General features: G+C 62.9%; 23 protein-coding genes and 1 pseudogene. 9 read left to right on the top strand and 15 right to left on the bottom strand.

Translation table 11 applies throughout. The annotated features are described in order from the left end of the window. Positions 1 to 35: 35 nt before the first annotated feature. Entirely contained in the window at positions 36 to 431 is a 396-nt protein-coding gene (locus tag IPM12_06810; GenBank protein ID MBK9147514.1) for a hypothetical protein, read from the bottom strand. Positions 432 to 522: 91 nt separating this feature from the next. On the opposite strand from IPM12_06810, the gene IPM12_06815 reads away from it, so the two are divergent. Together IPM12_06815 and IPM12_06820 are read left to right on the top strand one after the other, a co-directional pair. Beyond that, positions 523 to 1,152, top strand: coding sequence for a NifU family protein (locus IPM12_06815; GenBank protein ID MBK9147515.1), 630 nt, complete (start codon positions 523 to 525; stop codon positions 1,150 to 1,152). A gap of 57 nt (positions 1,153 to 1,209) precedes the next feature. Beyond that, positions 1,210 to 2,070 (top strand): T9SS type A sorting domain-containing protein, encoded by an 861-nt coding sequence (locus IPM12_06820; GenBank protein MBK9147516.1) that lies wholly within the window; start codon positions 1,210 to 1,212, stop codon positions 2,068 to 2,070. 25 nt (positions 2,071 to 2,095) lie between these two features. Here the strand turns inward: IPM12_06820 and pruA are convergent, their stop codons facing one another. The 3 genes from pruA to IPM12_06835 all read right to left on the bottom strand — a co-directional run bounded on the left by pruA (position 2,096) and on the right by IPM12_06835 (position 5,269). Further along, positions 2,096 to 3,718: an L-glutamate gamma-semialdehyde dehydrogenase gene (gene pruA / locus IPM12_06825; protein MBK9147517.1), complete on the bottom strand. Its 1,623-nt coding sequence runs from the start codon at positions 3,716 to 3,718 to the stop codon at positions 2,096 to 2,098. A gap of 63 nt (positions 3,719 to 3,781) precedes the next feature. Beyond that, positions 3,782 to 4,744, bottom strand: coding sequence for a sodium-dependent bicarbonate transport family permease (locus IPM12_06830; GenBank protein ID MBK9147518.1), 963 nt, complete (start codon positions 4,742 to 4,744; stop codon positions 3,782 to 3,784). A gap of 9 nt (positions 4,745 to 4,753) precedes the next feature. Beyond that, a complete protein-coding gene (locus IPM12_06835; protein ID MBK9147519.1) occupies positions 4,754 to 5,269 on the bottom strand; it encodes a mechanosensitive ion channel in 516 nt (171 codons plus the stop codon). A gap of 69 nt (positions 5,270 to 5,338) precedes the next feature. On the opposite strand from IPM12_06835, the gene IPM12_06840 reads away from it, so the two are divergent. The 3 genes and pseudogenes from IPM12_06840 to IPM12_06850 all read left to right on the top strand — a co-directional run bounded on the left by IPM12_06840 (position 5,339) and on the right by IPM12_06850 (position 8,375). Beyond that, the gene (locus IPM12_06840; protein MBK9147520.1) at positions 5,339 to 6,037 is read left to right on the top strand and encodes a TetR/AcrR family transcriptional regulator; all 699 of its coding nucleotides are present in this window, start codon (positions 5,339 to 5,341) and stop codon (positions 6,035 to 6,037) included. Then, positions 6,034 to 7,493 (top strand): annotated as a pseudogene (locus IPM12_06845) (NADP-dependent isocitrate dehydrogenase). Before IPM12_06840 ends, IPM12_06845 begins: the two are co-directional and overlap by 4 nt. Positions 7,494 to 7,514: 21 nt before the next feature. Further along, positions 7,515 to 8,375: a hypothetical protein gene (locus IPM12_06850; protein MBK9147521.1), complete on the top strand. Its 861-nt coding sequence runs from the start codon at positions 7,515 to 7,517 to the stop codon at positions 8,373 to 8,375. Between the two features lie 6 nt (positions 8,376 to 8,381). Here the strand turns inward: IPM12_06850 and IPM12_06855 are convergent, their stop codons facing one another. From IPM12_06855 to apaG, 4 genes are all read right to left on the bottom strand, one after another. Further along, the gene (locus tag IPM12_06855; GenBank protein ID MBK9147522.1) at positions 8,382 to 9,017 is read right to left on the bottom strand and encodes a carbonic anhydrase; all 636 of its coding nucleotides are present in this window, start codon (positions 9,015 to 9,017) and stop codon (positions 8,382 to 8,384) included. A gap of 13 nt (positions 9,018 to 9,030) precedes the next feature. After that, positions 9,031 to 10,596, bottom strand: coding sequence for a SulP family inorganic anion transporter (locus IPM12_06860; protein ID MBK9147523.1), 1,566 nt, complete (start codon positions 10,594 to 10,596; stop codon positions 9,031 to 9,033). Positions 10,597 to 10,654: 58 nt separating this feature from the next. Beyond that, positions 10,655 to 10,975, bottom strand: a complete 321-nt coding sequence (locus IPM12_06865; protein ID MBK9147524.1) for a hypothetical protein — start codon at positions 10,973 to 10,975, stop codon at positions 10,655 to 10,657. A 63-nt stretch (positions 10,976 to 11,038) separates the two neighbouring features. Next, complete coding sequence (gene apaG, locus IPM12_06870; GenBank protein MBK9147525.1) at positions 11,039 to 11,425, bottom strand: Co2+/Mg2+ efflux protein ApaG; 387 nt, start codon at positions 11,423 to 11,425, stop codon at positions 11,039 to 11,041. Between the two features lie 169 nt (positions 11,426 to 11,594). On the opposite strand from apaG, the gene IPM12_06875 reads away from it, so the two are divergent. Further along, entirely contained in the window at positions 11,595 to 12,620 is a 1,026-nt protein-coding gene (locus IPM12_06875; protein MBK9147526.1) for a hypothetical protein, read from the top strand. A 25-nt stretch (positions 12,621 to 12,645) separates the two neighbouring features. Here IPM12_06875 and IPM12_06880 read toward each other — a convergent pair whose 3' ends face one another. Next, a complete protein-coding gene (locus IPM12_06880; protein ID MBK9147527.1) occupies positions 12,646 to 15,000 on the bottom strand; it encodes an immune inhibitor A in 2,355 nt (784 codons plus the stop codon). Positions 15,001 to 15,115: 115 nt separating this feature from the next. On the opposite strand from IPM12_06880, the gene IPM12_06885 reads away from it, so the two are divergent. Further along, on the top strand, positions 15,116 to 15,625 hold the full coding sequence (locus IPM12_06885; protein MBK9147528.1) for a hypothetical protein: 510 nt from the start codon (positions 15,116 to 15,118) through the stop codon (positions 15,623 to 15,625). A gap of 69 nt (positions 15,626 to 15,694) precedes the next feature. Here IPM12_06885 and IPM12_06890 read toward each other — a convergent pair whose 3' ends face one another. Both IPM12_06890 and IPM12_06895 read right to left on the bottom strand, forming a co-directional pair. Next, a complete protein-coding gene (locus tag IPM12_06890; protein ID MBK9147529.1) occupies positions 15,695 to 18,340 on the bottom strand; it encodes a S8 family serine peptidase in 2,646 nt (881 codons plus the stop codon). Positions 18,341 to 18,359: 19 nt separating this feature from the next. After that, positions 18,360 to 18,833: a type I restriction enzyme HsdR N-terminal domain-containing protein gene (locus IPM12_06895; protein MBK9147530.1), complete on the bottom strand. Its 474-nt coding sequence runs from the start codon at positions 18,831 to 18,833 to the stop codon at positions 18,360 to 18,362. A 10-nt stretch (positions 18,834 to 18,843) separates the two neighbouring features. Here IPM12_06895 and IPM12_06900 point away from each other — a divergent pair, with 10 nt between their 5' ends. Further along, positions 18,844 to 19,617, top strand: coding sequence for an AMP nucleosidase (locus tag IPM12_06900; protein ID MBK9147531.1), 774 nt, complete (start codon positions 18,844 to 18,846; stop codon positions 19,615 to 19,617). A gap of 116 nt (positions 19,618 to 19,733) precedes the next feature. Next, on the top strand, positions 19,734 to 20,762 hold the full coding sequence (gene holA, locus IPM12_06905; protein MBK9147532.1) for a DNA polymerase III subunit delta: 1,029 nt from the start codon (positions 19,734 to 19,736) through the stop codon (positions 20,760 to 20,762). Between the two features lie 5 nt (positions 20,763 to 20,767). Here the strand turns inward: holA and IPM12_06910 are convergent, their stop codons facing one another. The 4 genes from IPM12_06910 to IPM12_06925 all read right to left on the bottom strand — a co-directional run bounded on the left by IPM12_06910 (position 20,768) and on the right by IPM12_06925 (position 25,823). Then, on the bottom strand, positions 20,768 to 22,411 hold the full coding sequence (locus IPM12_06910; protein MBK9147533.1) for an amidohydrolase: 1,644 nt from the start codon (positions 22,409 to 22,411) through the stop codon (positions 20,768 to 20,770). Further along, positions 22,408 to 23,721: a hypothetical protein gene (locus IPM12_06915; GenBank protein MBK9147534.1), complete on the bottom strand. Its 1,314-nt coding sequence runs from the start codon at positions 23,719 to 23,721 to the stop codon at positions 22,408 to 22,410. Before IPM12_06915 ends, IPM12_06910 begins: the two co-directional genes overlap by 4 nt. Before the next feature lie 72 nt (positions 23,722 to 23,793). Next, a complete protein-coding gene (locus IPM12_06920; protein MBK9147535.1) occupies positions 23,794 to 24,495 on the bottom strand; it encodes a response regulator transcription factor in 702 nt (233 codons plus the stop codon). Then, a complete protein-coding gene (locus IPM12_06925; GenBank protein ID MBK9147536.1) occupies positions 24,492 to 25,823 on the bottom strand; it encodes a HAMP domain-containing histidine kinase in 1,332 nt (443 codons plus the stop codon). Before IPM12_06925 ends, IPM12_06920 begins: the two co-directional genes overlap by 4 nt.

Genomic DNA, 25,823 nt, shown 5'->3' on the forward strand with positions numbered 1-25,823 from the left:
GTGACCGGGCCGCGAGGGCCAAGAAGCCGCGCCGCTTAGATCAAGAACACGCCGATCAGCGCCAAGCGTTTGAGGCCCAGCAAGGGCGGCGGACGGCTATCGAGCCAGCGCAACGGTTGACGCTCGAAGGCAACCGCATCCCAAGTCGGGGCCGTATCGGTCACCGGCAGGGCGACCAGGTCGAAGGTGGCCGATGGAAGGAGCTCCACGCGATCGGCGGTGGCCTGCACGAGTTCGCAGCAGGTGGCGCCGATCATGGTGCCATCGCCGTGCTCCTCTTCAGGGCAGCAATCATCGGCAAGGCCCAAGCTGAGCACGCTGTGCCCGCTGATGAGGCAGCTCATGCGCGAAACCGTGAGCCCGCTGGTTACCAGCAGCAGCAGCATGGCCAACGAGGCCAGCATCCAGCGGTTCTTCTTCAGCTCGCGCATTGCGGCGCTAAAGTAGGGCGGTATCCCGAGCCTGATCGCCAACAATCCTTACAGGGCCTTGGGAGGCCACCAGTCTACATTCGCGGTCGCCATGGAAGCCACAGAGCCAATGATCACCGGCAAGCGCCCGCCGGTAACCGTGTACGCAGAGTCCACGCCGAACCCGACCACCATGCGATTCGTGAGCAGCCGCCTGCTGGTGCCCGATGGTCGCATCCTCGAGTTCCGCTCGCCCAACGAGCCAGCAGGTGTTTCGCCATTGGCGGAGAAGGTCTTCAACCTGCCTTTCGTCACCGGCGTGCTCCTGAGCGGCAACTTCATCAGCGTCACCAAGAACAACTCGGTCGATTGGGACCTGGTGCAGTTGGAGCTGCGCGAGTACATCCAAGAGTTCCTGAACACCGATGGTCGCGTGGTGTACGATGATGCACCTGCGCAGGCCCTGGCCGATGCCAACGAGCGCGCGAGCTCGCATGCCGAAGCGAAGGGCCCCGACGACGAGAAGATCATCCGCGTGCTGGAGGAATACATCCGCCCGGCCGTGGAGGGCGACGGCGGCCACATCGCCTTCCGCTCCTTCATCGACGGTCAGGTGACGGTCTCCCTGCGCGGATCATGCAGTGGATGCCCCAGCAGCATGGTCACCTTGAAGCAGGGCATCGAAAATCTGCTGAAGCACGAGGTGCCGGGCGTGCGGGAGGTGGTGGCGGAGGAGCTGTAGTGCCCTCATCGGACACAGGAATCACGGTCTACTTTCGTCATCCTTCCACATGCGATCATGAGGAGCTTGCTGTTGAGCATTGCTGCGACAGGCTGCCTGTTTGCCGAGGCGCAGATCACCTATTCCGTGCAGGACGGCGACTGGAGCGACCCCGCCACCTGGGATTGCAACTGCATACCCGAAGTGCACAACGCGGAGGTGCTGCACCAAGTGCGCATCGCTGGCAACACCTTCCTCATGCAGCGCGTGCATGTGACTCCCGTGGGCAGCCTTTTCATGGATGAGTACTTTTCGGTGGTGATCATGGATACGGTCATCAACGACGGGCTCATGGACCTGATCGGTGACATCGACGTGGACTGGGCCATGATCAACAACAGCACCGTGCACATCGATGGTGTCATGCACATCGACGGCGTGCTCACCATGGGCGGCCCCGATGCGGCGCTCACGCTCGATGATATCGGCAACTACGATACGATCGAGGGCGAGGGCCGCATCTGCGTTTCGGGCTTCTCGGAGAACACCGGCACCATCCAGGGCGAGATCGATTTCTGCGACCTCACCCCCACGGTATCATCACCGCCCTTCATCGATATGAATTCCGGGACCGTGATGGGCTCGGTGACTTATTGTGCAGAGGGAGGTTGCGGGCTGAATGCGGTGGCCGACTTTCAACACGCCCTGTCCGGCGTGCGCGCATATCCCGTTCCCGCGCAGGATTGGTTGACTATTGAGGCACCAGCCCAAGCGCGGATCACCCTGCTCGATGGCAGCGGCCGCGAGGTCCTTTCGGCGTTTTCGCCGCAATCGGGCCGGAGCACCTTGAGCATTTCATCGATTCCCTCAGGCGTTTATGTTGCTGAGGTGCGTGATGGAACTGCTCTGCACGGAATCCGCGTGGTGATCGCGCGGTGAGCAGGTCGATAAGGATCGAATAGGCCTAGCCCAAGAACGGATACCGGTGATCCGTCGGTGGAACGAAGGTCTCCTTGATGGTGCGCGGGCTCACCCAGCGGATGAGGTTGAGGTAGCTGCCGGCCTTGTCGTTGGTGCCGCTGCCGCGTGCGCCGCCGAAGGGCTGCTGGCCCACCACGGCGCCGGTGGGCTTGTCGTTGATGTAGAAGTTGCCCGCAGCATGGCGTAGGACCTCCTGGGCTTCGATGATGCTCTTGCGGTCGTTGCTGATCACGGCGCCAGTGAGCGCGTACTCGCCGGTTGAATCCACCAGCTTGAGCGTCTCGCTCCATTTGTTCTCCGGGTAGATGTACACGGTGAGCACCGGCCCGAAGATCTCCTCGCACATGGTCTTGCTCTTCGGGTCCTTCGTCTCGGCCACGGTGGGCTGGATGAAGTAGCCGACCTTCTTGTCGTGCTTGCCGCCCGCGATGATCTTGATATTCTTCTTGTCGTGCTTCAGCGCATCGATGTAGCCGCTGATCTTGTCGAAGGCGCGCTCATCGATCACAGCGCCGATGAAGTTCGAGAAGTCGCGCGGGTCGCCCATCTTCATGTCGGCGAGGTCGGCGAGCAATTCCTTCTTCACATCGGGCCAGAGATTGGCCGGGATGTACGCGCGGCTGGCGGCGCTGCACTTCTGCCCTTGGAACTCAAAGGCGCCGCGGGAGAGCGCTGTGGCCACCACCTTGGCATCGGCGCTGGGGTGCGCGACCACGAAGTCCTTGCCGCCGGTCTCGCCTACGATGCGCGGATAGCTGCGGTACTTGGGCAGGTTGCTCCCGATGGTCTGCCAGATGTGCCGGAACACGCCGGTGCTGCCGGTGAAGTGGATGCCCGCGAAGTCCTTGTGCGCGAAGATCTGCTCGCCCGCTACGGGGCCGTTCACATGCACCAGGTTGATCACGCCCGACGGCAGACCAGCGGCCATGAAGACCTCCATGAGCACTTGTGCGCTGTAAGCCTGGGTGTCGGCGCATTTCCAGACCACGGTGTTGCCCATGAGGGCGCAGCTGGCGGGCAGGTTGCCGGCGATGGCCGTGAAATTGAAGGGCGTGAGCGCGAAAACGAAGCCCTCGAGCGCACGGTACTCCAAGCGGTTCCACACGCCGGGTGATGAGACAGGCTGATCACGGTAGATCTGCTCCGCATAGGCCACGTTGAAGCGCAGGAAGTCGATGAGCTCGCAAGCGGCATCGATCTCGGCCTGGAACGCGTTCTTGCCCTGGCCGAGCATGGTGGCGGCATTGATGCTCGCTCGATAAGGGCCTGCGATGAGGTCTGCGGCCTTGAGCATGATCGCCGCGCGCTCTGCGAAGGGCATGTTCTCCCAATCGCGCTTAGCCTTGAGGGCAGCATCGATGGCGGCGCGCACGTGCTTCGCTTCACCGAAATGCGCGTTGCCCAGGTGGTGCGCGTGCTTGTGCGGCGGGCTCATGCGGCGCAGGTCCTTGGTCTCGATGGCATGCCCGGCGATGTGCATGGGCGCATCGATGCGCGCGCGCAGGCGGCGGTCCAGCTCGGCCTGCAGGGCAGCGCGCTCAGGCGTGTTGGGCGCGTAGGACAGGACGGGCTCGTTCTTCGGCTGGGGGACGGTGTATTGGCTCATCGGACCTTGATGTGGATCGCGGCGAAGATACCCGACTCAATTGCCCGGGCCGGGTGCGCGAGGTCATGCTGATTGCACAATGGCCATGTACAGAGGCATGCCCAAGGTGATGTTGAATGGGAAGGTGACACCGAGTGCCATGGGGATATAGAGCCCGGGATCGGCCTTCGGGGCTGCCAAGCGCATGGCCGCAGGCACGGCGATGTAGCTTCCGCTGGCCGCCAGCGTGGCGAACATGAAACGGTCGCCTGCGCCCGGGGTGATGCAGCCGCTGATCCAGGCGACCGCGCAACCGTTCACCAGCGGGAGCAACAGGGCTACGGCGCTGGCGAACCATCCGTAGTCCCTGAAAGCCTTGAAGCGCGCGGCCGTTACCATGCCCATCTCGAGCAGGAACACCGCCAGAAATCCTTTGAAGATGTCCGTGGTGAATGGTTTTATGCCCTCGGCCTGCTTGGTATCGGCCACGAGGCCGATGATGAGGCTACCGATGAGCATGAGTACGCTCCCGTTGGTGAAGGAGTGCTTGAGCATGTGGCTGAGGGTGGGCCTTTCAGTGCTCTCCTTATCGTAGCGCATCAGCAGCACCATGCCCACGATGATGGCCGGGCTCTCCATGAGCGCCATGATCGCCACCATGTGCCCGCTGAAGGGCAGCTCCTTCGCTTCCAGGAAACCGCTGGCGGCAACAAAGGTCACCGCGCTCACCGATCCGTAGGCCGCTGCGATTGCCCCGGCGTTCTGAACGCCTAGCTTGCGCTTCAGCAGGAAGAAGGCATAGAAGGGGATCACGCTCGCGATGGCCATGCCGAAGAGCAGCTCGCTGATGAATTGCGCGTTCAGGTGCTCGTGCGCCAGTTCCTGTCCGCCCTTGAAGCCGATCGCGAAGAGCAGGTAGAGCGAGATGAACTTGATGGTGGTGGGCGGGATCTCCAGGTCGCTCTTCACGAGATGGGCCACGATGCCCAGCACGAAGAAGAGCAGCGTCGGGTTGGTGAGGTTCGAGAACAGGTGGGAGTAATCCATGTGTTCGTGCTAGCGGGCTTTCGATGCTAGGATGGTGAAGGAGCTCTTGAGCAGTGCTGAGTTCGGCACCGTGGTCATTGCTCCGTTGTCCTGCCGGATGAAGGTGAAGAAGTAGGTGATGTCCACGAGCTCGCCTTCCACCTCCTGATCCCCGTCCTTCAGCCGGAGGCGGTCGCTGATCTTCACCGGATGCTGGAAGAACAGGACAAGGAAGGCGGTGATGTTCGAAAGGATCGACATCTCGGCGAAGAAGGCCACGCCAAGTACCGTGATCGCCGAAGCAGCGAAAAGGAGGATTTCGTTCTGCTTCACGCCCCAGATGGCAGTGAGCACGATGGCGATCAGCATCAAGAGCAGAAGGCGGATCAGGCGCATCACTTCGCGCTCCTCCTTGGCCTTGTACGCCAGCTTCATCACAGCGCCGCGCACGAGCCAGTGGGACGTGGCCCTGACAACGAAGAACGTCGCCAGAGCCACGACTGATTCAATGATCTGGACGCGGTGATCGATTATGAAATCGTCCATCCTGGTCGATGAGGGCGCGAAGTAAGTGAAACTATCTGATAGGTATAGTAATACTATATTCGCCCCCAGATGAACAACGTCCATCTTCACCTGCGGCCCGATCCAGCCCTTTCCCTGAAGGATCCCGAAGCCACGGAGCTGGGCCGTTCCATGCTCGTCGGCGGCCTGGAGCTGATGAATGAGCTGGGCCTGGAGGCCTTCACATTCAAGAAGCTCGGGGACCATATCGGATGCACGGAGGTGAGCCTCTACAAGTACTTCCCCAACAAGCATCGGCTCCTGCAGTACTATTTCCAGCTCTACTGGCTCTGGCTTCGGCAGCTCTGCGGACGCCATGCCGAGCAGGCGAAGGATCCACGTGCGGGGCTGGAGCGCGTGGTTGAATCCATTTGCGGCGTTTGGCCCAAGGAGCTCCCGCACGTGCAGCTCGAGCCGCGCGCCCTGCGCAAGCTGGTGATTGAGGAGGGCATGAAGAGCTACCTGCATAAGAACGTGGACGACGACAATGCGCGCCGCCTCTTCCTGCCTTACAAGGAGCTCAGCGCTTTCGTGGCAGAACGCATCACTGATTGCCGCGCCGATGTGCCTTGGCCGCGATCCTTCGCCACCACGGTGATCGAGATGGCGCATTCTCTTCCCTTCGCCATGGAGCACCTGCCCTCGCTCACCGAGCTCAGCAGTCGCAAGGACCTGAAGCTGTTGGCCCAGCACCTGCTGCACCGCACCCTGACCTACATCGATCACGCGCAACCCCTCAAGAAGAGATGAATCGCACCATCACGGTCGCCAAAGGCGACGGCATCGGACCCGAGGTCACCGACGCCGTTCTCCGGATACTCGATGCCGCCGATTGCGGACTCACCTACGAGCACATCGAGGTGGGCGAGAAGGTGTACTTGAGCGGCAACAGCAGCGGCATTCCCGCTGAGTCATGGTCCGCACTGCGGAGGAACCCCGTGTTCTTGAAGGGGCCCATCACCACGCCGCAGGGCTCGGGATACAAGAGCCTGAATGTCACCATCCGCAAGACGCTCGGCCTTTATGCCAACGTTCGGCCGTGCCGCAGCTACCATCCCTTCGTGCGCACCCAGCATCCGGGCATGGATGTGGTGGTGGTGCGTGAGAACGAGGAGGATCTCTATGCCGGCATCGAGCATCGCCAGACCACCGATGTGTACCAATGCCTCAAAGTGCTCAGCCTTCCCGGACGGAGAAGATCATACGGTATGCTTTCGAGTACGCGCGCAGCAACGGAAGGAAGAAGGTGACCTGCTTGGTGAAGGACAACATCATGAAGCTCACGGATGGGATGTTCGCGGATACGTTCCGTCGCTTGGGCAAAGAGTACCCCGGCTTGCAGCAGGAGATCCAGATCATCGATATCGGCACCGCGCGCGTGGCCACAAGGCCCGACCGTTACGATGTAATCGTGACACTCAACCTGTACGGCGACATCATCAGCGACGTCACCGCCGAGCTCACCGGCAGCGTTGGCATGGCGGGCAGCGCCAACATCGGCGACCGCATCAGCATGTTCGAGGCCATCCACGGCAGCGCGCCCGATATCGCCGGGAAGGGAATCGCCAACCCCAGCGCCATGCTCAATGCCGCGTGCATGATGCTCGTGCATCTGGGCCTATCGGATAAGGCCGAGGCCATACAGAACGCGTGGCTCTGTGCGCTGGAGGACGGCCTGCACCCCAGCGACGTGTTCCAGGAAGGCGTGTCGAAGAAGCGCATGGGCACCAGCGAATTCACCGATGCGGTGGTCGCGCGGCTCGGCAAGAATCCGCAGCAGCTCAAGAGCGTGGAGATGAAGGGCGGCGCCGCACCCGCTTACCGCTACGTGCGCCCGCATGTGAAACGCGAGCTCTGCGGTGTGGATGTATTCGTTTGCGACCCCGTCAGCACGCCGGAAGAACTCGCGGACAGGCTCCTGAAGGCCTCGCGCGGCATGCTGAAGCTGAAGCTCATCACGAACCGCGGCGTGAAAGTGTGGCCACAGGGGTTCCCGGAGACCTTTTGCACCGATCACTGGCGCTGCCGCTTCGTGGGGCCCGATGCGGTAATCGACATGGAGAAGGCCACTTACATGCCCATCGGGCATAGACAGATCCACCAATTGCTGCACCTGCTTACTGAAGCGCACATCGATACCGTGAAGACCGAGAACCTCTATCTCTTCGATGGTGTGAGGGGCTTCTCTCTAGGCCAAGGCGAATGACCCATGGCGAAGGGCACCTCCATGATCGGCCTGGAACGCTTCGCCAACCGTTCCATTGGCGTGGCCACGCAGCATGGCAAAGAGCGCGTGATCGGCCCAGCGCTCATCAACGCCATTCCCTTGGCCGGTGTCCAGGTCATTCCGGACGTTGACACCGATCGCTTCGGCGCGTTCAGCGGGGAGGTGGAGCGCGCACTCGATCCATTCGCGGCCTGCATCGCCAAAGCGAAGCACGGAGCCGAAGTGAGCGGCATGGACCTGGTGATCGCGAGCGAGGGCTCTTTCGGCCCCTACCCGCTGGCGCCCTTCATTTCCTGCGATGAGGAATTGCTGGTGCTCTACGATGCGCGTGGCGACAAGGTCTTCTTCAAGAGGCATGTCTCGCTGGAAACGGTCTTCGGCGGTGAGGCATGCACCACATGGCCGCAGGTGAACGCCTTCGCGGAGCGCATGAAGTTCCCCGGGCATGGGCTGGTGGTTCGCGCCAAGGAGAAGTGGTCGGCCGGCGATGCGATGCGGAAGGGCATCGTGGACCGTGACGCTCTCCAAAGCATTGCGGAGCGCCTCATCGCCAACCACGGTTCCTGCTGGGTGGAAACGGATATGCGGGCCATGATGAACCCCACACGGATGAAAGCAATCGGCGAAACGGCCGTTCGCTTCGCCGCGGAGCTGGGCGAGCCATGCCCGGTCTGCGGCGCCTGCTGGTTCCGCATCACCGGCACCCGTAGCGGCTTGCCGTGCGCCTTATGTGGCTGGCCCACCGAGAGCATCCGTAGCATAGAGCGAGGCTGCTGGCATTGCGGCCATGTTCAGTACGCGCCACGCCCGGATGGGAAGCAAGCGGAGGACCCGCAGCATTGTGGCCACTGCAATCCGTGAGCGCCCTCAGGCCAGGTTGTCGAAGCGGTAGATGTCATCCACCGGCGATCCGGCGGGGACGTCGCAAATGGGTTTAACGATACCATTGTGCAGGCTGTACACCCAGCCGTGCAGGTGTGGGCCACCGCGGTCCCGCCATGATTTCTGGATGATGCTGGTCTTCACAAGGTCGAGGACCTGTTCTTGCACGTTCAGTTCCACCATGCGGTCCAAGCGGTCCTGTTCCGTTGGCTGGGCGTCCACCTCGGCCTTATGCAAGCGGTAAACGTCCTTGATGTTACGGAGCCATTTGTTGATGAGCCCGAGCGAATTGTGCGTCATGGCCGCCTGCACGCCACCGCATCCGTAGTGCCCGCACACGATCACGTGCTTCACTTTCAAGTACTCCACGGCGTATTGCAGCACGCTCAGGAGGTTCAGGTCGGTGTGCACCACCATGTTGGCGATGTTGCGGTGAACGAAGATCTCCCCGGGATTGGTCCCTGTGATCTCGTTGGCGGGTACGCGGCTGTCGCTGCATCCGATCCACAGGAATTCGGGGCGCTGGATCTTCTCCAGTCGATGGAAGAATTCCGGGTCCTGCGAAACGGTGTTCTCCGCCCAGGCCTTGTTGTTCAGAAGGAGCTTATGGTAACTGTCCATGGGGTGCGTGGTTTCAGGGTTTCTTATCGGCAAGCATGGTCCGTGGCGCTGCGGGCGCCTCGCCGTGCCTTGGTGGCATGTTGAGCAATTGCAAGCGCAGGTTCCGCGCTTCCGCGGTTTCTTGGAAATCGTCGATGATCTCGCGGACGTCAGGGTCGAGGTCGTATGATCGGCCACCATCGATCACCACGCGCGCGCCGTCGGGGATCTCGCTCAGCGTGCGCTTGATGCCGGCCTTGTTCAGGAAGGTGACATCCTCGCTGAGTTCGATGTAGATGGGCATGCCGGGCTTGTAGCGGTTCGGGTCGTAGTGGAATGGCACCTTGAAGTTCTTCCACAGGATATGGATGAAGGCCAAGGCCAGGCCTAAGGCCACGCCGCGCAAGAGGTCGTTCGTGAGGGCCATGAAGCCTACGGTGACGATGAACGGGATGAACTGCGGGAGCCCACTGCGCCACATGGCCTTGAATAGCGATGGCTTCGCGAGCTTGTAACCCACCAGGAGCAGGATGGCAGCGAGGCTCGCGAGCGGGACCATGCGCAGCAGACCGGCGATGGCGAACACGGACAGCATGAGCCATGTGCCGTGCAGGATGGCGCTGAGCTTGGTCTGCCCGCCGCTCTGGATATTGGCGGAGCTGCGCACGATCACCTGCGTGAGGGGCAGGCCGCCGAGCAGTCCGCTGATGATGTTGCCGGCGCCTTGCGCATACAACTCGCGGTTGGCTGGCGTGATGCGCTTCTGCGGGTCCAGCTTGTCGGTGGCCTCCACGCAGAGAAGGGTCTCGATGCTCGCCACGATCGCGAGGGTGAAGGCCACGCGCCAGAAAGCGCCCTGCCCGATGGCATCGAAGGAGGGCAGCGCATAGCTCGACGTGCTCAGGAGATCGGGCAGCTGAACATAATGCCCGGCGCCGATGGTGAGCACCGGGTGCCCATCGAATCCGATGGCCATCACGATCCCGAGCGCCACCGCCAGCAATGGCCCGGGCACATAGCGCAACCAATTGTTCCTCTGGATGAATGGCCGCTCCCAGGCCAGCATGAGCAGCAGGCAGGCCACGGTGATCACGAACGCCCCCCAATTGGGCGTTTCCATGGCCACCATGATCTCCTGGAAGGTGTTGAGCTTGTCCGGCTGGTCGAAGCTCTCATCGCCCATGGGGTCCTTATCGTCACCGAACGCGTGCGGGATCTGCTTCAGCATGATGATGAGCCCTATGCCCGCGAGCATGCCCTTGATCACCGCGCTCGGGAAGTAGTAGGCGATGATGCCCGCACGGACGATTCCCAAGATGATCTGGATTGCGCCGGCGACGACGACCGCCGCTAGGAGCGCCTCGAATGATCCAAGGTCGGCAATGCCCATTGCCACGATCGCCGTGAGGCCGGCGGCAGGCCCGCTCACGCCCAGCGGCGATCCGCTGAGCGCACCCACGATGATGCCGCCGATCACGCCTGCGATCAGGCCCGATACAGGCGGTGCGCCGGAAGCCACGGCGATGCCCAGGCACAAGGGCAGGGCCACAAGGAACACGACGATTGATGCAGGAAGATCCTGCTTGATCCTGGAGAACATGGATGAGGCGTGAAAACGTGGTTGACGGAAGGACTGGCCTGCGATGCAGGTGTGTCGGTCAATACGCTTTCGGGGGCGGCACGCTCACTTTGGCAAGCGGTCCCGCAACGAGCTGCTCATCCATCGGGAGCGGAAGGCGCATGGACACCGCGCGTGCGAGGCACTCCAGCGCGCATCCGTGATCGACGTGCGCCTCACGGTGCTTCACTACTTCCTCCTCAAGAATCGGCGGAGCCTTGAAACCGAGCTCCACCCAGGAAGTGCTGCATATCCAACCCACGGCCTGAGGCGTGAAGACCAAGGCTGAGCAGAGCACCAAGCAGAGGCCCGCCATTCGCAGGGTCATGCTCGATGCGTGCAGCGGGCGGGCAGGTCTCATGCAGGGGGCGAATCTACCAACCAAGCGCTGGGAAGGATTGCTTCGGAAGGGTTAATCGGGCCTTCAATTGGTGGCCAGGTCGCTCGATAGCTGGATGGGGGGTATGTCCACCCGGAATTCGCTGCCATCGGCAGTTCGCCGCATCAGGTAGGTGCCGTCCATCCGGCCGAAGGCCCCCCGCAAATCGCAGGCACTGCTGTAGCTGAACTCCTCGCCCGGTGAAAGAACGGGCGTCTCGCCCACCACACCTGGGCCCTCCACCTCGCGCCGTCCGGCGAGCGCGTCGCGGATGATCCAATGCCGCCGCAGCAGTTGAACCGTATCGCTTCCGCGGTTGCTGATGGTGATCCGGTAACTGAAGAGGTGGCGGGCCTGCTTCGGGTCGCTGTGCGCCGGCTCGTAGCGCGCGCGCGCCGATACCCGGATGCCGTGCGTGACCGCAGTGCCCATGCCGCATAGTTAACGCCTCTCTGGGCCGGTTCGTTCAGCCCCTGGCCCAACACGGCTGCCTGCATCATCGGCGGGGCGTCACTTCACATCCGGCCTGTGCACAAGTTGGTCGGATCAAGCTGGAGTCATGAGCCGCGTCTTCCTAGCATCGCGTGCCGAAGTTGAACCCATGCGCCTGACCATCCTCTTCCTGCTGCTTGCTTCATCCCGTGTAATGGCCCAATACAACGGCCCGGAGAGCGTTGAGTACGACCCCGTCGGCGACCGCTACTTCGTGAGCAACACCAGCGGTGGGGTGGTCAAGGTGCGCACCCAGGCCGGCGCGGTGAGCGATTTCGTGACCGTCAGTCCCGCACCCTACGGCTTGGAGCTGCTCGACGGCGTGCTGTGGGCATGTTCGGGCGGTACGTTGAAGGCTTATGAGATCGGCATAGCCGCGCTGATCACGACCATCCCGGTCGGTGGCACCTTCCTGAACGGGCTCGCAACCGATGGCACGCATCTCTACGCAACCGATTTCACCGCCAAGCGCATCTACAAGGTCACGCCCCCTTCCACCGTGACCACATTGGTGAGCAATACCGTGTTCACGCCCAACGGCATCGTGTATGATCCGTTCCAGGACCGCTTGGTGGTGGTGGCCTGGGGCAGCAATGCGGCCATCACCGCGGTGAACAAGGAGACCGGCGCCATGTCCACGCTCACTACCACTGCGCTCACCAACATCGATGGCATCACGATCGACTGCCTCGGCAATTTCCTGGTGGCCTCATGGAGCCCTGACCGCATCACGCGCTACGAACCCACCTTCACGCAGCCGGGAGTGGATCTGGGCGTACCCGGCCTGAACAACCCCGCCGACATCGACTTCGACCCCGTGAACAACCGCATCTGCATCCCCAACAGCGGCAATAACACGGTCACGCTCTTCGATGTTGATTGCAGCAATGCGGTGCCGGAGTCGATCCAGGAATCAGCCCTGCGCGCAGTGCCCAACCCCACATCGGGACTCATGCGCATCGAGCCGCCGCTCTCTCGCGATGAGCCATACCTGCTGCTCGATACGCGCGGCTTGCTGGTCGGGGGCGGCACGCTCAAGCACGGCGCGCTGCTCGATATCAGTTCGCTCACCAAGGGCATTTACACCATCGAGCTCACGCGCATGGGCCAGCGTTTGCGCGTGGTGCGCGAGTAGAGGGCTCCCGGGCCTTCATGAACGATCAGTGCAGCACCACGGCTCGTTGAGTGCCGATCACTGTGCCGGTCGGATCAAGGAAGCGAACGGCGTAGGTCCCTGATGCGATCCCCTCAAGGCCGATGCGCGCTTGTCCGGCTCGCACCGGAACCTCGAGCACACGCGTGCCACGGACGTCGATCAGCTGCGCAACGCCTGTACGATCGGTGGAGTGGATCCTCAGTTCGAGCGCATCACTTGCGGGATTGGGCCAAACGCTGAACCCGGCGCCGGATCCCTGTTCGGCGATCGCACTATTGATCTGCGTGCCGATAACGCGAACCTCATCGAGCCAGAAGCCATCGTGCTGGCGCGCGGCATTGCTGCTGAAGGACCAGCGGAGCCAAAGCGGCCCGCCGCAGAACGCGCCGAGGTCGATCTCCTCCAATGCCCAGCGCGGCATCTGGCCATCAATCACCGGTTCGCCCGAGCCCTGGTCCGGGTAACCGGGGTGAGCGAAACGACCGCACAATGGCGTCCAAGCGGAGCCATCATCGCTTGCGAAGACCTGCACGCCATCGAACTGGCCCTCGATGTCCCATTTGGCCATGTAGGTGAGCTGCGCCGCCACCGAGTAGCCGAGGTCGATCGGGCTGGCCAGCTCGAGGGTGTTCCCTGTTTGCGGCTCATAGAACGTGAAGGGCGAATCCGTGATGCAGGCCCCGCCATTCAGCCCAGATGCGGGCTCGATTCCCCAGAGGTCCGTGTTCCAGTTCGTCAGGCTGCTGCAATCGTCGCTGAAGAGCGTCACGTCTTCACCGAATGGCTTGCGCACATGCTCGGTAACGGACAGCCCGCCATTGCTGATCACCAAATCGTACTCGACCCAATCGCCTGGTTGAGCGTTGGCAGCGATCGCGATCGCGATGGAATCCAGCCGCACCTCCGGAAGGCCCAGGTCGGTGAAAGTGATCGCTGCACCGGCGCTGGTCACGTTCGTGCCCGGCATTACGCTTACGGTCAGTGGGCCTTGCTCCATGCCGATTCGCCTGATCGCGAAGCGGGCATGGGAATTCGCCGATGACACGAAGGCAGCGCCGCGATCCTCCACTGTCGCGAGCACTCCGCATAGCTCGGCTGCGCGCAGGTTGTGCCGCACGTTCTCGCGGCAGATCTCCTCGATGCGCCACACCGGTGGCCAGAACCAGTCGGGCGGACCGCCGCATTCGGGCGTGCAGCTCATGATCTTCGGCTTGGTCTGCTGCTCGCCGTACATCCAATCGTCGCTGCCGCCGTTCACCACATAGTACACCGTCTGGTTGGCGGTGCCGAAGCGGTATCGGTTGTCATGCGTGAGATGCAGGCCGGCCGCAACGAAGTGCGCGCTGTCGGGCGTGTACAGGTCGAAGCCATAGCCCCACGGGTAAATGAGCAGGTTGCCGTGGGCGTGGTAGTTGAGGGCCACGCTGAACTCATGCGCGTTGCAGAGGTCGCGGATGGCCTGCGTCTCCGGTTCGGAGAAGGCGGATGGACCACGGTACACATCGCTGCTGCTGTTTCCTGAGGATCCTTGATCATCGATGCCCCAGCCTTGCGCGTAGTTCCGATTCAGATCCACGCCGAAGCTTCCGTTGCCGTTGTCGCGTCGGTTCTTCCGCCACATGCCGCCACCATCGGGATCGGTGGTCGCATTGTACACGTAACCATCCGGATTGATGCACGGCACGAAGCAGAGTTCGAAGTGGTCGAGCACGTAGGTGGCTTCTGCATCGGTGCCGTAGTTCTCAAGCAGATGCCACATGAAGAAGATGAGCTGCGAAAGGCTCACCGGCTCACGCGCGTGATGCAGCGCGGTGTAGAGCAGCTCGGGCTTGTCCTGGTCCACATCGGCATTGTTGCTCATGCGCACCAGGTGGATCGGCCTTCCCTCGTGCGTGGCACCGATGCTGTCCTTCTCCGTGATCAACTGAGGATATGCCGCGCGCATGGCATCGAGCTGGGCTTGCATCTCCTCCCACGTGAAATAGCCGCCCATGCTGCCGAGCGAGAAGTGCTGCGGCGTGGGGTAGTATAGCACGGCGTTGCACGATTGCCCGCCGCGCGGTGCGATCAAGGGCTCTTCATCCGCGCGTTCCCGGTAGAAGGTCCGTACATCAGCAATCAGCTCCTCTACCGGGAAGTTGTGCGCCCGCGCGATGGCCAGCTCCTGCTCGGAGAGCTCAGCGGTGATGGCGATTCCCGGCTCAACCACCGCATGATCAATGGCCAGTCCCAAAGCTGCCAATCGCGCGATGCCACCAGCGGGCGAATCGAGCGCGATGCGCGCACGGGCATAGCGCGGCTGCTGCGCCAGGAGCGTGAACTGGGCCATCAAGCCGAACAGGAGCAATGCTGGTCTCATGGTCTCGTGATTGCCGTGCAAGGTAGTCCGCATCGCTGCGGCATCCTTCCATTCTCACGCGCGTCTTGGAGCCGGACCGATCTGCATGGCCAAGCATTCCGCTACGTTCAATGGCATGCGCTTTTCCTGCCCGCAACGCTGGGAGGACATGCGGCCCCAGCCCGATGGCAACCGGTTCTGCGGATCGTGCGCCAAGCCGGTGATCGACTTCACGGCGTGGAAGGATGCCGACCTGCGCGCGTGGTTCGCAGAGCATCCGAGCACCTGCGGCCACTTCCGCTTGGAACAAGTGGAGCCCGACTTGATCGAGATCACCCTGCCCGCCATGCCGCGCGATCTGATGCGCGGAGCATTCGCGGCGCTCGCGGCCTTGAGCCTCAGCACGGCGTCGGCCCAGCGCACGCCGACCGATCCGGCTCCAACGGAGCAATCGCCCTTGCCGCGCAGTCATGCGCCGATTTTTGTTTCGGAACAGAGAGCACGGGACGGCGGGCGCTGCTGGGCGGAGAAGGAATCAACCGACCCCCTAGCAGCTGCGGAAGAACGTAAACGGTACTACCTATCGAAACGCTTCCCCTTCGTATTCCGGTTGCGTTGCCGGGCTATCGGCTGCCCCTCGTTCTGAGGCAGGTGCACACGACCAATCACCAGGTCGGCTTGAGGATAGCCCGACGCTTCCATTGCGCCCTTCCAATTAGTCGTGCATTCGCAGTACACGTGACGTCCAGATGGTGACATCGGCCTTCACCAATAGCGTGTAGGTGCCTGGCGACAAGGCCTCTATTGAAAGGGTATGCTGCATGCTCGCCGCGCGTTGCTCACGCAAAGCGATGCGGCCGCCGCCATCGATCAGCTCGATGGTCACTGATCCGGTCGATTCGGGCACCTGCACCGTAAGTGCATCGCGCGCAGGAGAGGGCCACGCCGCGAAGCCTCGTGCTTCGCTCTCATTCACGCCCAACACGGTGATGTTCACTGGCGCGCTCATCGCGCTGCAGCCGTTGGCCGCCGTGTGCTCCACGGTGTAGTCGCCCACCTGGCCGGCCCAGAGAGTGGGGCCGGTGGCGCCGTTCACCGGCATGCCATTGAAGAACCACTGGTAGCTCGGTCCCGCGCTGCTGGTGAGCAATCCTCCATCGACCATGATGGTGGGTGTGTTCGGGGCGGGCAGCAGATCAAAGGCGAGCGCATTGCTCGCAGCGCAGCCGGTTGCGGTGGCCGCCGAAACGGTGAGCGGTCCGGCGCCGGTGTAATCCAATGGATTTCCGGTGGCGCCGTTGCTCCACACATAGGCATCATAGCCTGCGGGAGCGCTCACTTCCACCGTCTCGTTCGAGCACATCTCATCGTCGCTCGCCGTAATGGTGATCGGCGGCATGTTCGAGGCCACCAGCGCATCGAAGGCATGCACACGGCCATAGCCGAAGCTGTTGTTGGGCAGGGTGCCGGTGAGCGCATCGCCCCATGCGGTGCTGATGATCGCATTGCGCACCTGCTGCCAATCAGCACTGGGGCACTTCTGCAGGTAGAGTGCCGCCACGCCTGCCACGACAGGCGAAGCCATGCTAGTGCCACCGTTGCGCACATGCATGCACAGCTCATCCATCTTGTCGGCGTTGGTGCTGCTCCAGTTGCTGATGATCGCCATGGGAGCGGCGGCCATGGTCACATCGCCAGGGGCTGCGATATCGGGCTTGTAGCGGTCGTCGCGCGTAGGGCCCATGCTGCTGCCGCTGCTGATCGTATAAGGCTCGATGGGCGCGTTGATGTACGCACCGGCGCAGGGCTGGTACTCCTTCTGGTTCCAATAGTTCGCCGTGGTGAGCGTTCGCGGGGAGCAGGCCCAGCTATCGACGATGTGCGAGAGATTGTCCGGCTGCACGTAATGCGCCATGGCCGGGTATTCAGCGGGCGTGGGGAAGGGCAGTCCCAAAGGTGCCGCGAGCGCGGGCCCGATCACGTTGCTGGTGGCGGTCACGGTTGTCAGCGTCCAGATGTCGTGGCGCCCGCTGCCGGTGGACATGAATCGCCAGAGGTAGTCGGCACTGTCGGGCGACGCGATGCGGATCTGCATCTGCACCTGCTCGCCGCGTGGCAAGGCCAGGAACTCCACGGTGCCCAGGGTGTTGCCACTGGCGCCGATGAGCGGTTCGGTGATGGTGGTGCCCAGGTTCTGCGCCACATTGTGGAAGGCGGTGCGCCCGCGGAACTGCAGGGTGGGCGCCACGCGGTCGGCGCCGATGGCATACTGCACGTTCTCAAAATCATCGAGGTCGGCCCAGAGCTCGAAGAACAGGTTCGGGTAGGGGAACACATTGAAATCGAGCCCGTTGGCGTTGGTGGTGAACCAGGTGAAGCTGGTGTCGGCCCCCACTTGCGTGCGCACGTGGTAGGGGAATTGGGACCCGGTATTGCCGCCGGCGCACACCAGGAAGCGGCCGCGCCGCGCGTTGATCAGGCTGTCGATGAGCAGCGCCGAGGCATCGAGGCCATCGTGGGATCCGCTGTACGTTCCCAAGCTGGCATTCACCACCGCAGGCTTGCCTTCAGCATCGGCACGGTCGAATATGTACTTCACAGCATCGGCCACGCGCGCGCGGAAGTCGGACCCGCTGCTGTACTTCACCACGATCAGGTCGGCGCCCGGCGCCACGCCCTTGTGCCGGCCGTTCGCGCTGCCGTCGCCTGCACCAGTGCCCGCAACCGTGCTGCCGTGCACCGATCCATTGAAATCGCTGGCCAGTTGCCCACCATCGATTTGCGCCTTATTCCACTCGCGGCCGTACCCGAACTCAGGCGGCGCCCCGCTTCCAGTGAGCCCTTGATCCCAGTAGTGCAGCACGCGCGTAGTGTTATCGGCAGTGCGGAAGTCCGGGTGATCGATGCCCAGGCCATCATCGATGAAGCCAATGATCACTCCCGTTCCATCGTAGCCCTGCGGCAAGGGTGCCACCCCCGCATGCACCTGGTTCACGCGCGCCTTCACCCGCATGCTGTCGCCGAGGTAGCTCATGCGGTCGCCGCCCCACTCGAAGCGCACGATGGCGGGATGCTCGGCCAGCGCGCGCACGTTCGCCACGGGCATGCGGGCACTCACCAAACGGCCCAAGCTCATCTTCACTTCGCCACCGGATCCTCGCAAAGCGTGCGAAACGGCGTCCACCGATCCGTGGATGTAGAGGTCGATCATCTCATCCGGAGCATGCGGCTGGCGCAGGTGATGGTCGAGCAGCATGTCCATCTTCACGCGGCGGGACCGCTGGCCTGCAGCTTGTGGGTCTTGCGAGTAGCCGATGGTCGGAAGCGCGAGCGCGAATGCAAGGGCGTAGCGGTTCAGCATGGCACGAAGGTATCGGCGATCAGGGCGCGCATAGCCCGGCATGGTCCGGGATCTCCACCACGAATTCCACGCTTCCCTTGGAATGGTCGATCCGGCAGCAGTAGTGCCGCATGCCGTTGGTGACAATGAGCCAATTCACCTTGAAAACGGTGTTGTAGCGCGCGGCCTGCTCGAACACCGTTTGTGCCACCGCCACGCCGGGCGCCTTGCATTCCACGATTGCCACAGGCCTTCCATCGGCCGCATGCACCATGATATCAGCTCGCTTGCTCAGCCCATTCAGCATGAGCTGCCGCTCCACGGCGATCAAGGAGGCCGGGCAGCCTTTCTCGTGGATGAGGAAATTGATGAAGTGCTGCCTCACCCATTCCTCGGGCAACAGCGCCACCCACTTCCGGCGGATCGGGTCGAAGATCTGATCGCCATCGGCACCATGCCTAGTTTTGACCCCGTGGTCGGGCAGCGCCAAGGCAGGTGATCCCGATTCGCTCATCCCCGCAAAAGTGCGCACCAAGCAAGAGATCGTCGCCAACTGGCTGCCGCGTTATACCGGAATCGAAGCGGCCGACTTCAGGAAGCACCTGCTCCTGACCAACTTCGACAACTACCTCGATATCTTCTGCCAGCTCACCGGTGCGCAGGTGGTGTCAAAGGACAAGGCCATGAAGGTGGCCGTGGCCGATGACATGGCCATGATCAACTTCGGCATGGGCAGCCCCAACGCCGCCACGCTCATGGACCTTCTCAGCGCCGTGAACCCCGAAGCGGTGCTGTTCCTCGGCAAGTGCGGGGGGCTGAAGAAGAAGAACCAGCTCGGCGACCTCGTGCTCCCCATCGCGGCTATCCGCGGCGAGGGCACAAGCACGGATTACTTCCCGCCTGAGCTCCCCGCTTTGCCCAGCTTCATGATCCACCGCGCCGTGAGCCACGTGATCCGCGACATGGAGCTCGACTACTGGAGCGGCAGCGTGTACACCACGAACCGCCGTGTATGGGAGCACGACGAGGCCTTCAAGGAGCGCCTCAGGCTCTTGCGCGCGATGGCCATCGACATGGAGACCGCGACGCTCTTCATGACCGGCTTCGCCAACGAGATCCCCACCGGCGCGCTGCTGCTCGTGAGCGATCAGCCCATGGTGCCTTGGGGCGTGAAGACCAGCGCCAGCGATGCCAAGGTGACCACCGGTTTCGTGGAGACGCACGTGAAGGTGGGCATCGAGAGCCTGCGCGAGATCATCAACGGCGGGCGCAGCGTGAAGCACCTGAGGTTCGAGTGACCGATGAAAAGCTGGAATGTGAGAACTGAGCGATGAAACGGCCTCCGGTTTCCAACGATCTTCTGGCGAGAGTGAGTTCGTTTCAACTTTCATCTTCCATCTTTCCAATTCCCTGAATGGCTGCCGCCTCCACCATCGACGACTATAAGAAGCTCATGGCGGAGCTCCGCGGCGGCACCTTCCGCCCGGTGTACATCCTGCACGGCGAAGAGGGCTTCTTCATCGACCGCATCGCGGAGGAAGTGGAGCGCTTGGCCTTGCAGGAGCACGAGCGCGACTTCAACCAGACCATCCTCTATGCGCGCGATACCGACGCCGATCAGCTGAAGGATGTGTGCCTGCGCTACCCCATGATGGCCGAGCGCCAATTGGTGATCGTGCGCGAGCTGCAGGCCTGGCGCATCGATCAGGTGGAGAAGCTCGAGCCCTACCTCGCCAAGCCCACGCCCACAACGGTCCTCGTGCTGTGCTACAAGCACAAGAAGATCGATGGGCGCAAGAGCATCCTGAAGACCGCGCAGAAGGGCGGTGCCGCCGTGCTCACCAGCGACAAGCTCCGTGAGGAGAAACTGCCGGAGGTGCTCGTGGGATTCGCCAAGGGCCAGAAGCGCAAGCTCGGCGCAGCCGAAGCGCAATTGCTGGCTAGCCACCTGGGCAGCGACCTGGGCAAGGCCGTGAAGGAGGTGGAGAAGCTCTGCCTGGTCACTGAGGAAGGAGGCGCCATCACCAGCGAGGTGATCCAGCGTTTCGTTGGCATCAGCAAGGACTACAACGTATTCGAGCTGCAGAACGCCATCGGCGCGCGCGACGCCGCGAAGGCGCAGCGCATCGCCAATCACTTCGCGGCCAATCCCAAGGAGAACCCTTTGCCGCTCACGATCGGCGCGCTCAACAATTTCTTCAGCAAGCTGGCCATGGTGCATCAGCTGCAAGGCCGGCCGCAGCAGGAAATGGCCGCCGCCATGAAGGTGAATCCCTATTTCCTCAAGGACTATCTCGCGCAGGCACGCAACTACTCGTTGGGCAGGGTAGTGGAGGCGCAGCGGCACCTGCGCGCCTGCGACCTGCGCAGCAAGGGCCTCGGCGGCGATGGCGCCGACCATGGCGAGCTGCTGCGCGAATTGCTTGCGAAAGTGATGGGCTAGAGGCCCTACCTCCCGAACACCTTCTCGCCCTCGATCCAAGTGGCCACCACCTTCGCCTGGCGCAGGGCCTCTGCCGGCGCTTGCTCCAGATCGATGTTCACCACGGTGAAATCGGCTCGCTTGCCGACCTGCAAGGTGCCGAGATCCTCTTCGCGGAATGCGGCGATCGCGTTCCAGATGGTCATTCCGCGCAGGGCATCAGAGCGCGAGAGCGCATTGGCCATCTGGTATCCGCCTTCGGGCCAGCCATCGGCGCTCTGTCGCAGCACGGCGCTGCGGTAGGTCTGCAGCGGGTCGATGCCCTCCACAGGGAAATCGGTGCCAAGCGCCACCAGGCCCATGATGCTGCTCAGCGCCTCATAGGCGTAGGCGTCGCGGATGCGCGCCTCGCCCAGTCGGTCAACGGCCCAGGGGCCATCGCTCGTGGCGTGCGTGGGCTGCACGCTGGGGATGATGCTGTACTGCGCGAAGAGTGCGTGGTCCGCAGGGCTCACCACTTGCGCGTGCTCGATCCGCCAACGCTTGTCGTTGCTGCCGCCGAGCACTTCGCCGCACACATCGAGCAGCAGCTTATTGGCGCTGTCGCCGATGCAATGCGTGTTCATCTGGAAGCCGTGCTCCATGCACCACCGCGCCACTTCGCGGAAGTGATCGCGCGATGCGAGCTGCAGTCCATGGTGCCCCGGCTGGTCGTGATAGGGCCGCTTCAGCAAGGCGCCGCGCGATCCCAGCGCGCCATCAGCATAGACCTTCACGCTGCGCACGGTGAGCCGGTCGGTGGCGATCGGCCCGCTGCGCGCGAACTGCTCCAGGTAGGGCGCGGAGTCGGTGACCATGGCATACACGCGCATCTTCAGCGCGCCTTCCTCCTGCATGCGCTTGATCAGGTCGATGGTGCCGGGATCGAGGCCGGCATCGTGCACCATCGTGAGTCCCACGGCGAAGCAGTCGCGCTGCGCATCGAGCAGGGCCTGGCGTTTGGTGGCCTCATCGGCCTGTTCCATGATTGGTTGGAACACGCTCACCGCGTTGTCAATCAGCACGCCGGTGAAGCGGCCATCGCGCTTCAGCATCAAGCCGCCCTCGACCGCGCGTTCGGGATCCATCCCCGCAGCACGCAGCGCGGCATCATTCACCACCGCCGCGTGGCCATCGATCCGCTGCATGAGCACCGGCCGGTCCGGGAAGAGCGCATTGAGCCTGGCATTGTCCGGGTATTCCTTCACAGGCCAATCGTTCTGGTCCCAGCCACGGCCCAGGATCCAACCTTGTCCGGGATGCGCCTTATCGTAGGCTTCGATCCGTGCGAGCGCCTCTTCCCAATCGCCCACGCCCTGCAGATCGACCTTCTGCTTATTGAGGCCGTAGCCGTAGAAATGGCAATGGCCATCGGTGAAGCCAGGATAGATGTGCTGTCCGGCGGCATCGTAGGTGGCCTTGGTGCTGTAGCGGTTGCGGATCCGATGCTCCGGTCCGAGCTCGATGATGCGGCCATCCTTGATCGCCATGGCCTGATGCACGGAGTCTGTTTCATCAAGGGCGTGGATCACGGCGTTATGCACCACCAGATCGGCATCACGGTCGCGGTATCCGCAGGCGGCGAGGAGCAGGAGGAAGGGGAGCAGGAGGAAGGGGAGCAGTCGTTTCATGGAGCGATGAAGGTGCGCAGGCGCGAAGGAAGGCGAGCGGGATCGACCAAGAGCAAAGCGACTAAACCGACGAACGGAAGGAGCGGCACGCGATACCGCACCAGCGCACCCACCACGGGCACGGTCCAGCCGATCAGCAGCGCGAGCAGCATGATGAACGCTAGGGCGAAGAACAGCGCGGGTCGATTGATCGCGCTCCACGGGCGACGTCGCCTGAGCGCAAGCAGCGGCGCGGCCACAAGCAGGGCACTCTCCAGTGCGCCTACCCACGCGAGGGGCCCGTTGCCGAGCACAGCGAAGGGACTGAGGAAAGCGTTGGCGAGCGCATGCGGCGCGTTGGCCACGAAGCTCCGGGCATTCGGCTCTAGAATGGGCAGGTCGATGAAACTGCCGGTGGGCACTTCCCGCGTGAGGCCGATGAAGTCACTCTGCTTCATCGCGAGGATATAGAAGGGATCGGCCTGTGGCATCAGTTGGCCGAAGAGCAGAGCAGTGCTCACAAGCGCGACATGCACGACGAGGAACTTCCATCCCGTGCGGCCCGGTTTCCATCGGCACCATGCAAAAGCGATGAGTGGCGGCAACAGGCAGAGCAGCACGTACGCTTTCACGAGTCCCATGAGCACCGAGCCGAGCACCAGCACCACCACACGGCGGGGATCGAGTGCTCGCGACCAAGGGCCGATCGCTGCGAGCAGCACGAAGCCGAGACCGAGCAGGAGCAGGCATTCCTTCAGCACGCCGCTGCCCCAGAACAGCACGCTGGGCCAGAGGAAGACCGTGATCGCCAACCCGCGCCGTGCATTGCGCACCAGCGGCTCCAGCGCGCGATAGAGCGCCAGCGCTCCTGTGAGGCTCACGGCCGCAGCGAACACGGCATGCACGGGGTAGTGCCCAAAGGAGACCAGGCGAAGCGCCGCATTGAAGCGGATCATGGTGTGCGCGTCGTTGTGCAGGCCGGAGTCCCAGCGGCGCACCCAGTGGTTCATCTGGCTGTAGTAGGCATCGGTGAACCAGGGCGTGTCGTTGCCGATGCCGAAGAGCATGCGGAACCAGTCACCGGGGCGCGTGAAGAGCGCTTCGTGCAGCACGCGGCTGTCGTCGAAGTACTTGAAGATGTCTGCGGTGCCACGGTCGGGATACGCGTAGGTGTAAACGGCCCACACCGCTGCCCCCACAACGGCTTTCAGCGCGAATAGCGTTGCCACTGCCCGCATAGGCAGGCCCGGCGCATCGCGGAAGAAGCGCACGCGCCGCATGCCGTACAGCAGCAGTGCGAACCAGGCAATGGCTAGGAAGAGGCCAGGCATGGGGGCGAAGGTGACGAATGCCCTTCACGGACGGGCAGTGCGAAGCACGGATGCCCGTCACGGCACTAGGCATCACGCCTTATCCACCACCAGCTTGAAGCCCACGCCGTGCACGTTCACGATCTGCAGTTTGGGATCAGGCTTCAGGTACTTGCGCAGGCGGCTGATGAAGACATCGAGGCTGCGGCCGAGGAAGTAGGTGTCGTCGCCCCAGACCATGTTGAGCACCAGTTCGCGCGGCAGCACTTGTTCGGCATGCAGGCAAAGCAAGCGCAGCACGTCGGCCTCCTTGCGCGTGAGCTTGCGCTCCTCGTTGGGGTGGCTCAGCATCAGGTTGCGGTAATCGAAGGTGAAGTCGCCCAGCTCGAAGCGCTCGCGGTCGCGGGCATCGTCGCTCTTGCCCATGGTGCGGCGCAGGATGGCCTCGATGCGCAGCAGCAGCTCTTCGTGGCTGAAGGGCTTGGTGAGGTAGTCGTCGCCGCCGGCCTTGAAGCCCGCGATGCGATCATCGGTCTGGCTCTTGGCCGTGAGGAAGACGATGGGCACCTGCGCGTTCACCAAGCGGATGTCCTCGGCGAGGCTGAAGCCGTCCTTGCCGGGCAGCATCACGTCGAGCACGCACAGGTCGTACGGGTGCTCATTGAATTTCTTCAGCCCTTCCTTGCCATCGCGCGCCAGATGCACCGTGTAGCCTTTGCGCTTCAGGGCATCCTGCACCACGAAGCCGAGGTTCTGGTCGTCCTCGACCAGGAGGATGGTGGGTTTGTCGCTCATGATGACTGGTTCAAGGGTAGTGATAAGGTGAATATGCTGCCCTTGCCAAGCTCGCTGCGCACGCTCACGCCGCCGCCGTGCGCGAAGGCGATCTGCTGCACGTAGTGGAGCCCCAGGCCGAAGCCCTTCACATCGTGGACGTTGCCGGTGGGCACGCGGTAGAAACGCTCGAACACATGGCGCTGGTCTTCCTTGCGGATGCCGATGCCCTCGTCCTTCACCGAGAGCAGCAATTCGTTGCCTCGCTGGCTGCTGCGCACCTCGATGGCAGTGCCGGGCTTGCCGTACTTCACGGCGTTGTCAAGCAGGTTGAAGACGGCGTTCGTGAGGTGCACGCGATCGCCGGCAACGGTGCTGATGGCGGCATCCAGGTGGAGCTCCACGCGCATGTCACGCTCCTGCGCGGGCAGCTTGATGCTCTCTGCGGCGGCACTGGCCACCTGGTGCATGTCCACGGTTTCACGCTTCATCTTGATCGTGTCCTTGTCGAGCGTGGCCAGTTGCAGCACGCGCTCCACCTGCGTGCGCAGGCGCTCATTCTCGCTGCGGATGATGCGGGCGTACTCGCGCAGCCGCTCGGGTTCCTGCACGATGGCCGGGTCGCCGATCACCTCCGCGCTCAAGGCGATGGTGCTGATGGGCGTCTTCAGCTCGTGCGTCATGTTGCCGATGAAGTCGTTCTTCATCTCGCTCAGGCGCTTCTGCCGCATGATCACCCATACGCTGTAGGCGAAGAAGCCGAAGACGATCAGCGTCACCACCATCGGGAAGATCCAGGTCCAGCCCGTATCGCCGTCCTCATCCCACAAGGTGCTCTGCCGGGTGGGGAAGTACACGCCGAAGTAGTGGCCGTCCTTGTCGAGCGCGGGCAATTCGCTGTGCGGCATGGTGTCGCTGCCGGCCGTGTCCTGTGTCACGTAGTTCCCGTACACGATGCTGTCAGTGAAGCAGTCGTAGATGCCGTACTCGAAATCGTCCTCGATGTGCCGCCGGCTGAACTCCTTGCGGAGCAGGGCTTCGAGCAGGTAGGGGTGCAGCGTGTCGTTGATGGTGACGGCGAAGTAGTTGGGCCGGACCTGCTTCACGGCGTCGTACAGATCGGTGCTGTCCTTGTTGATGGTGAGGATCTGCTCCGTGACGTCGCTCAGGGCCATCACCACCCGGTCGTTGAACTGCTTCTCGAGCTGCGAGGCCTGCTCCTTGTTGAGCGCCACCTGCTCCTGGCGGTATTGCGACGATTGCCGCAGCCAGATCAGCTGGATGAGCACCACGCCCACCACGCTCAGCGTGGCCAGGAGCATCAGCGTGCCGATGGCGCGGCGTCCCAT

The organism is Flavobacteriales bacterium, from assembly GCA_016716605.1.
In the GTDB taxonomy this organism is placed as follows: Bacteria; Bacteroidota; Bacteroidia; order Flavobacteriales_F; family PHOS-HE28; genus PHOS-HE28.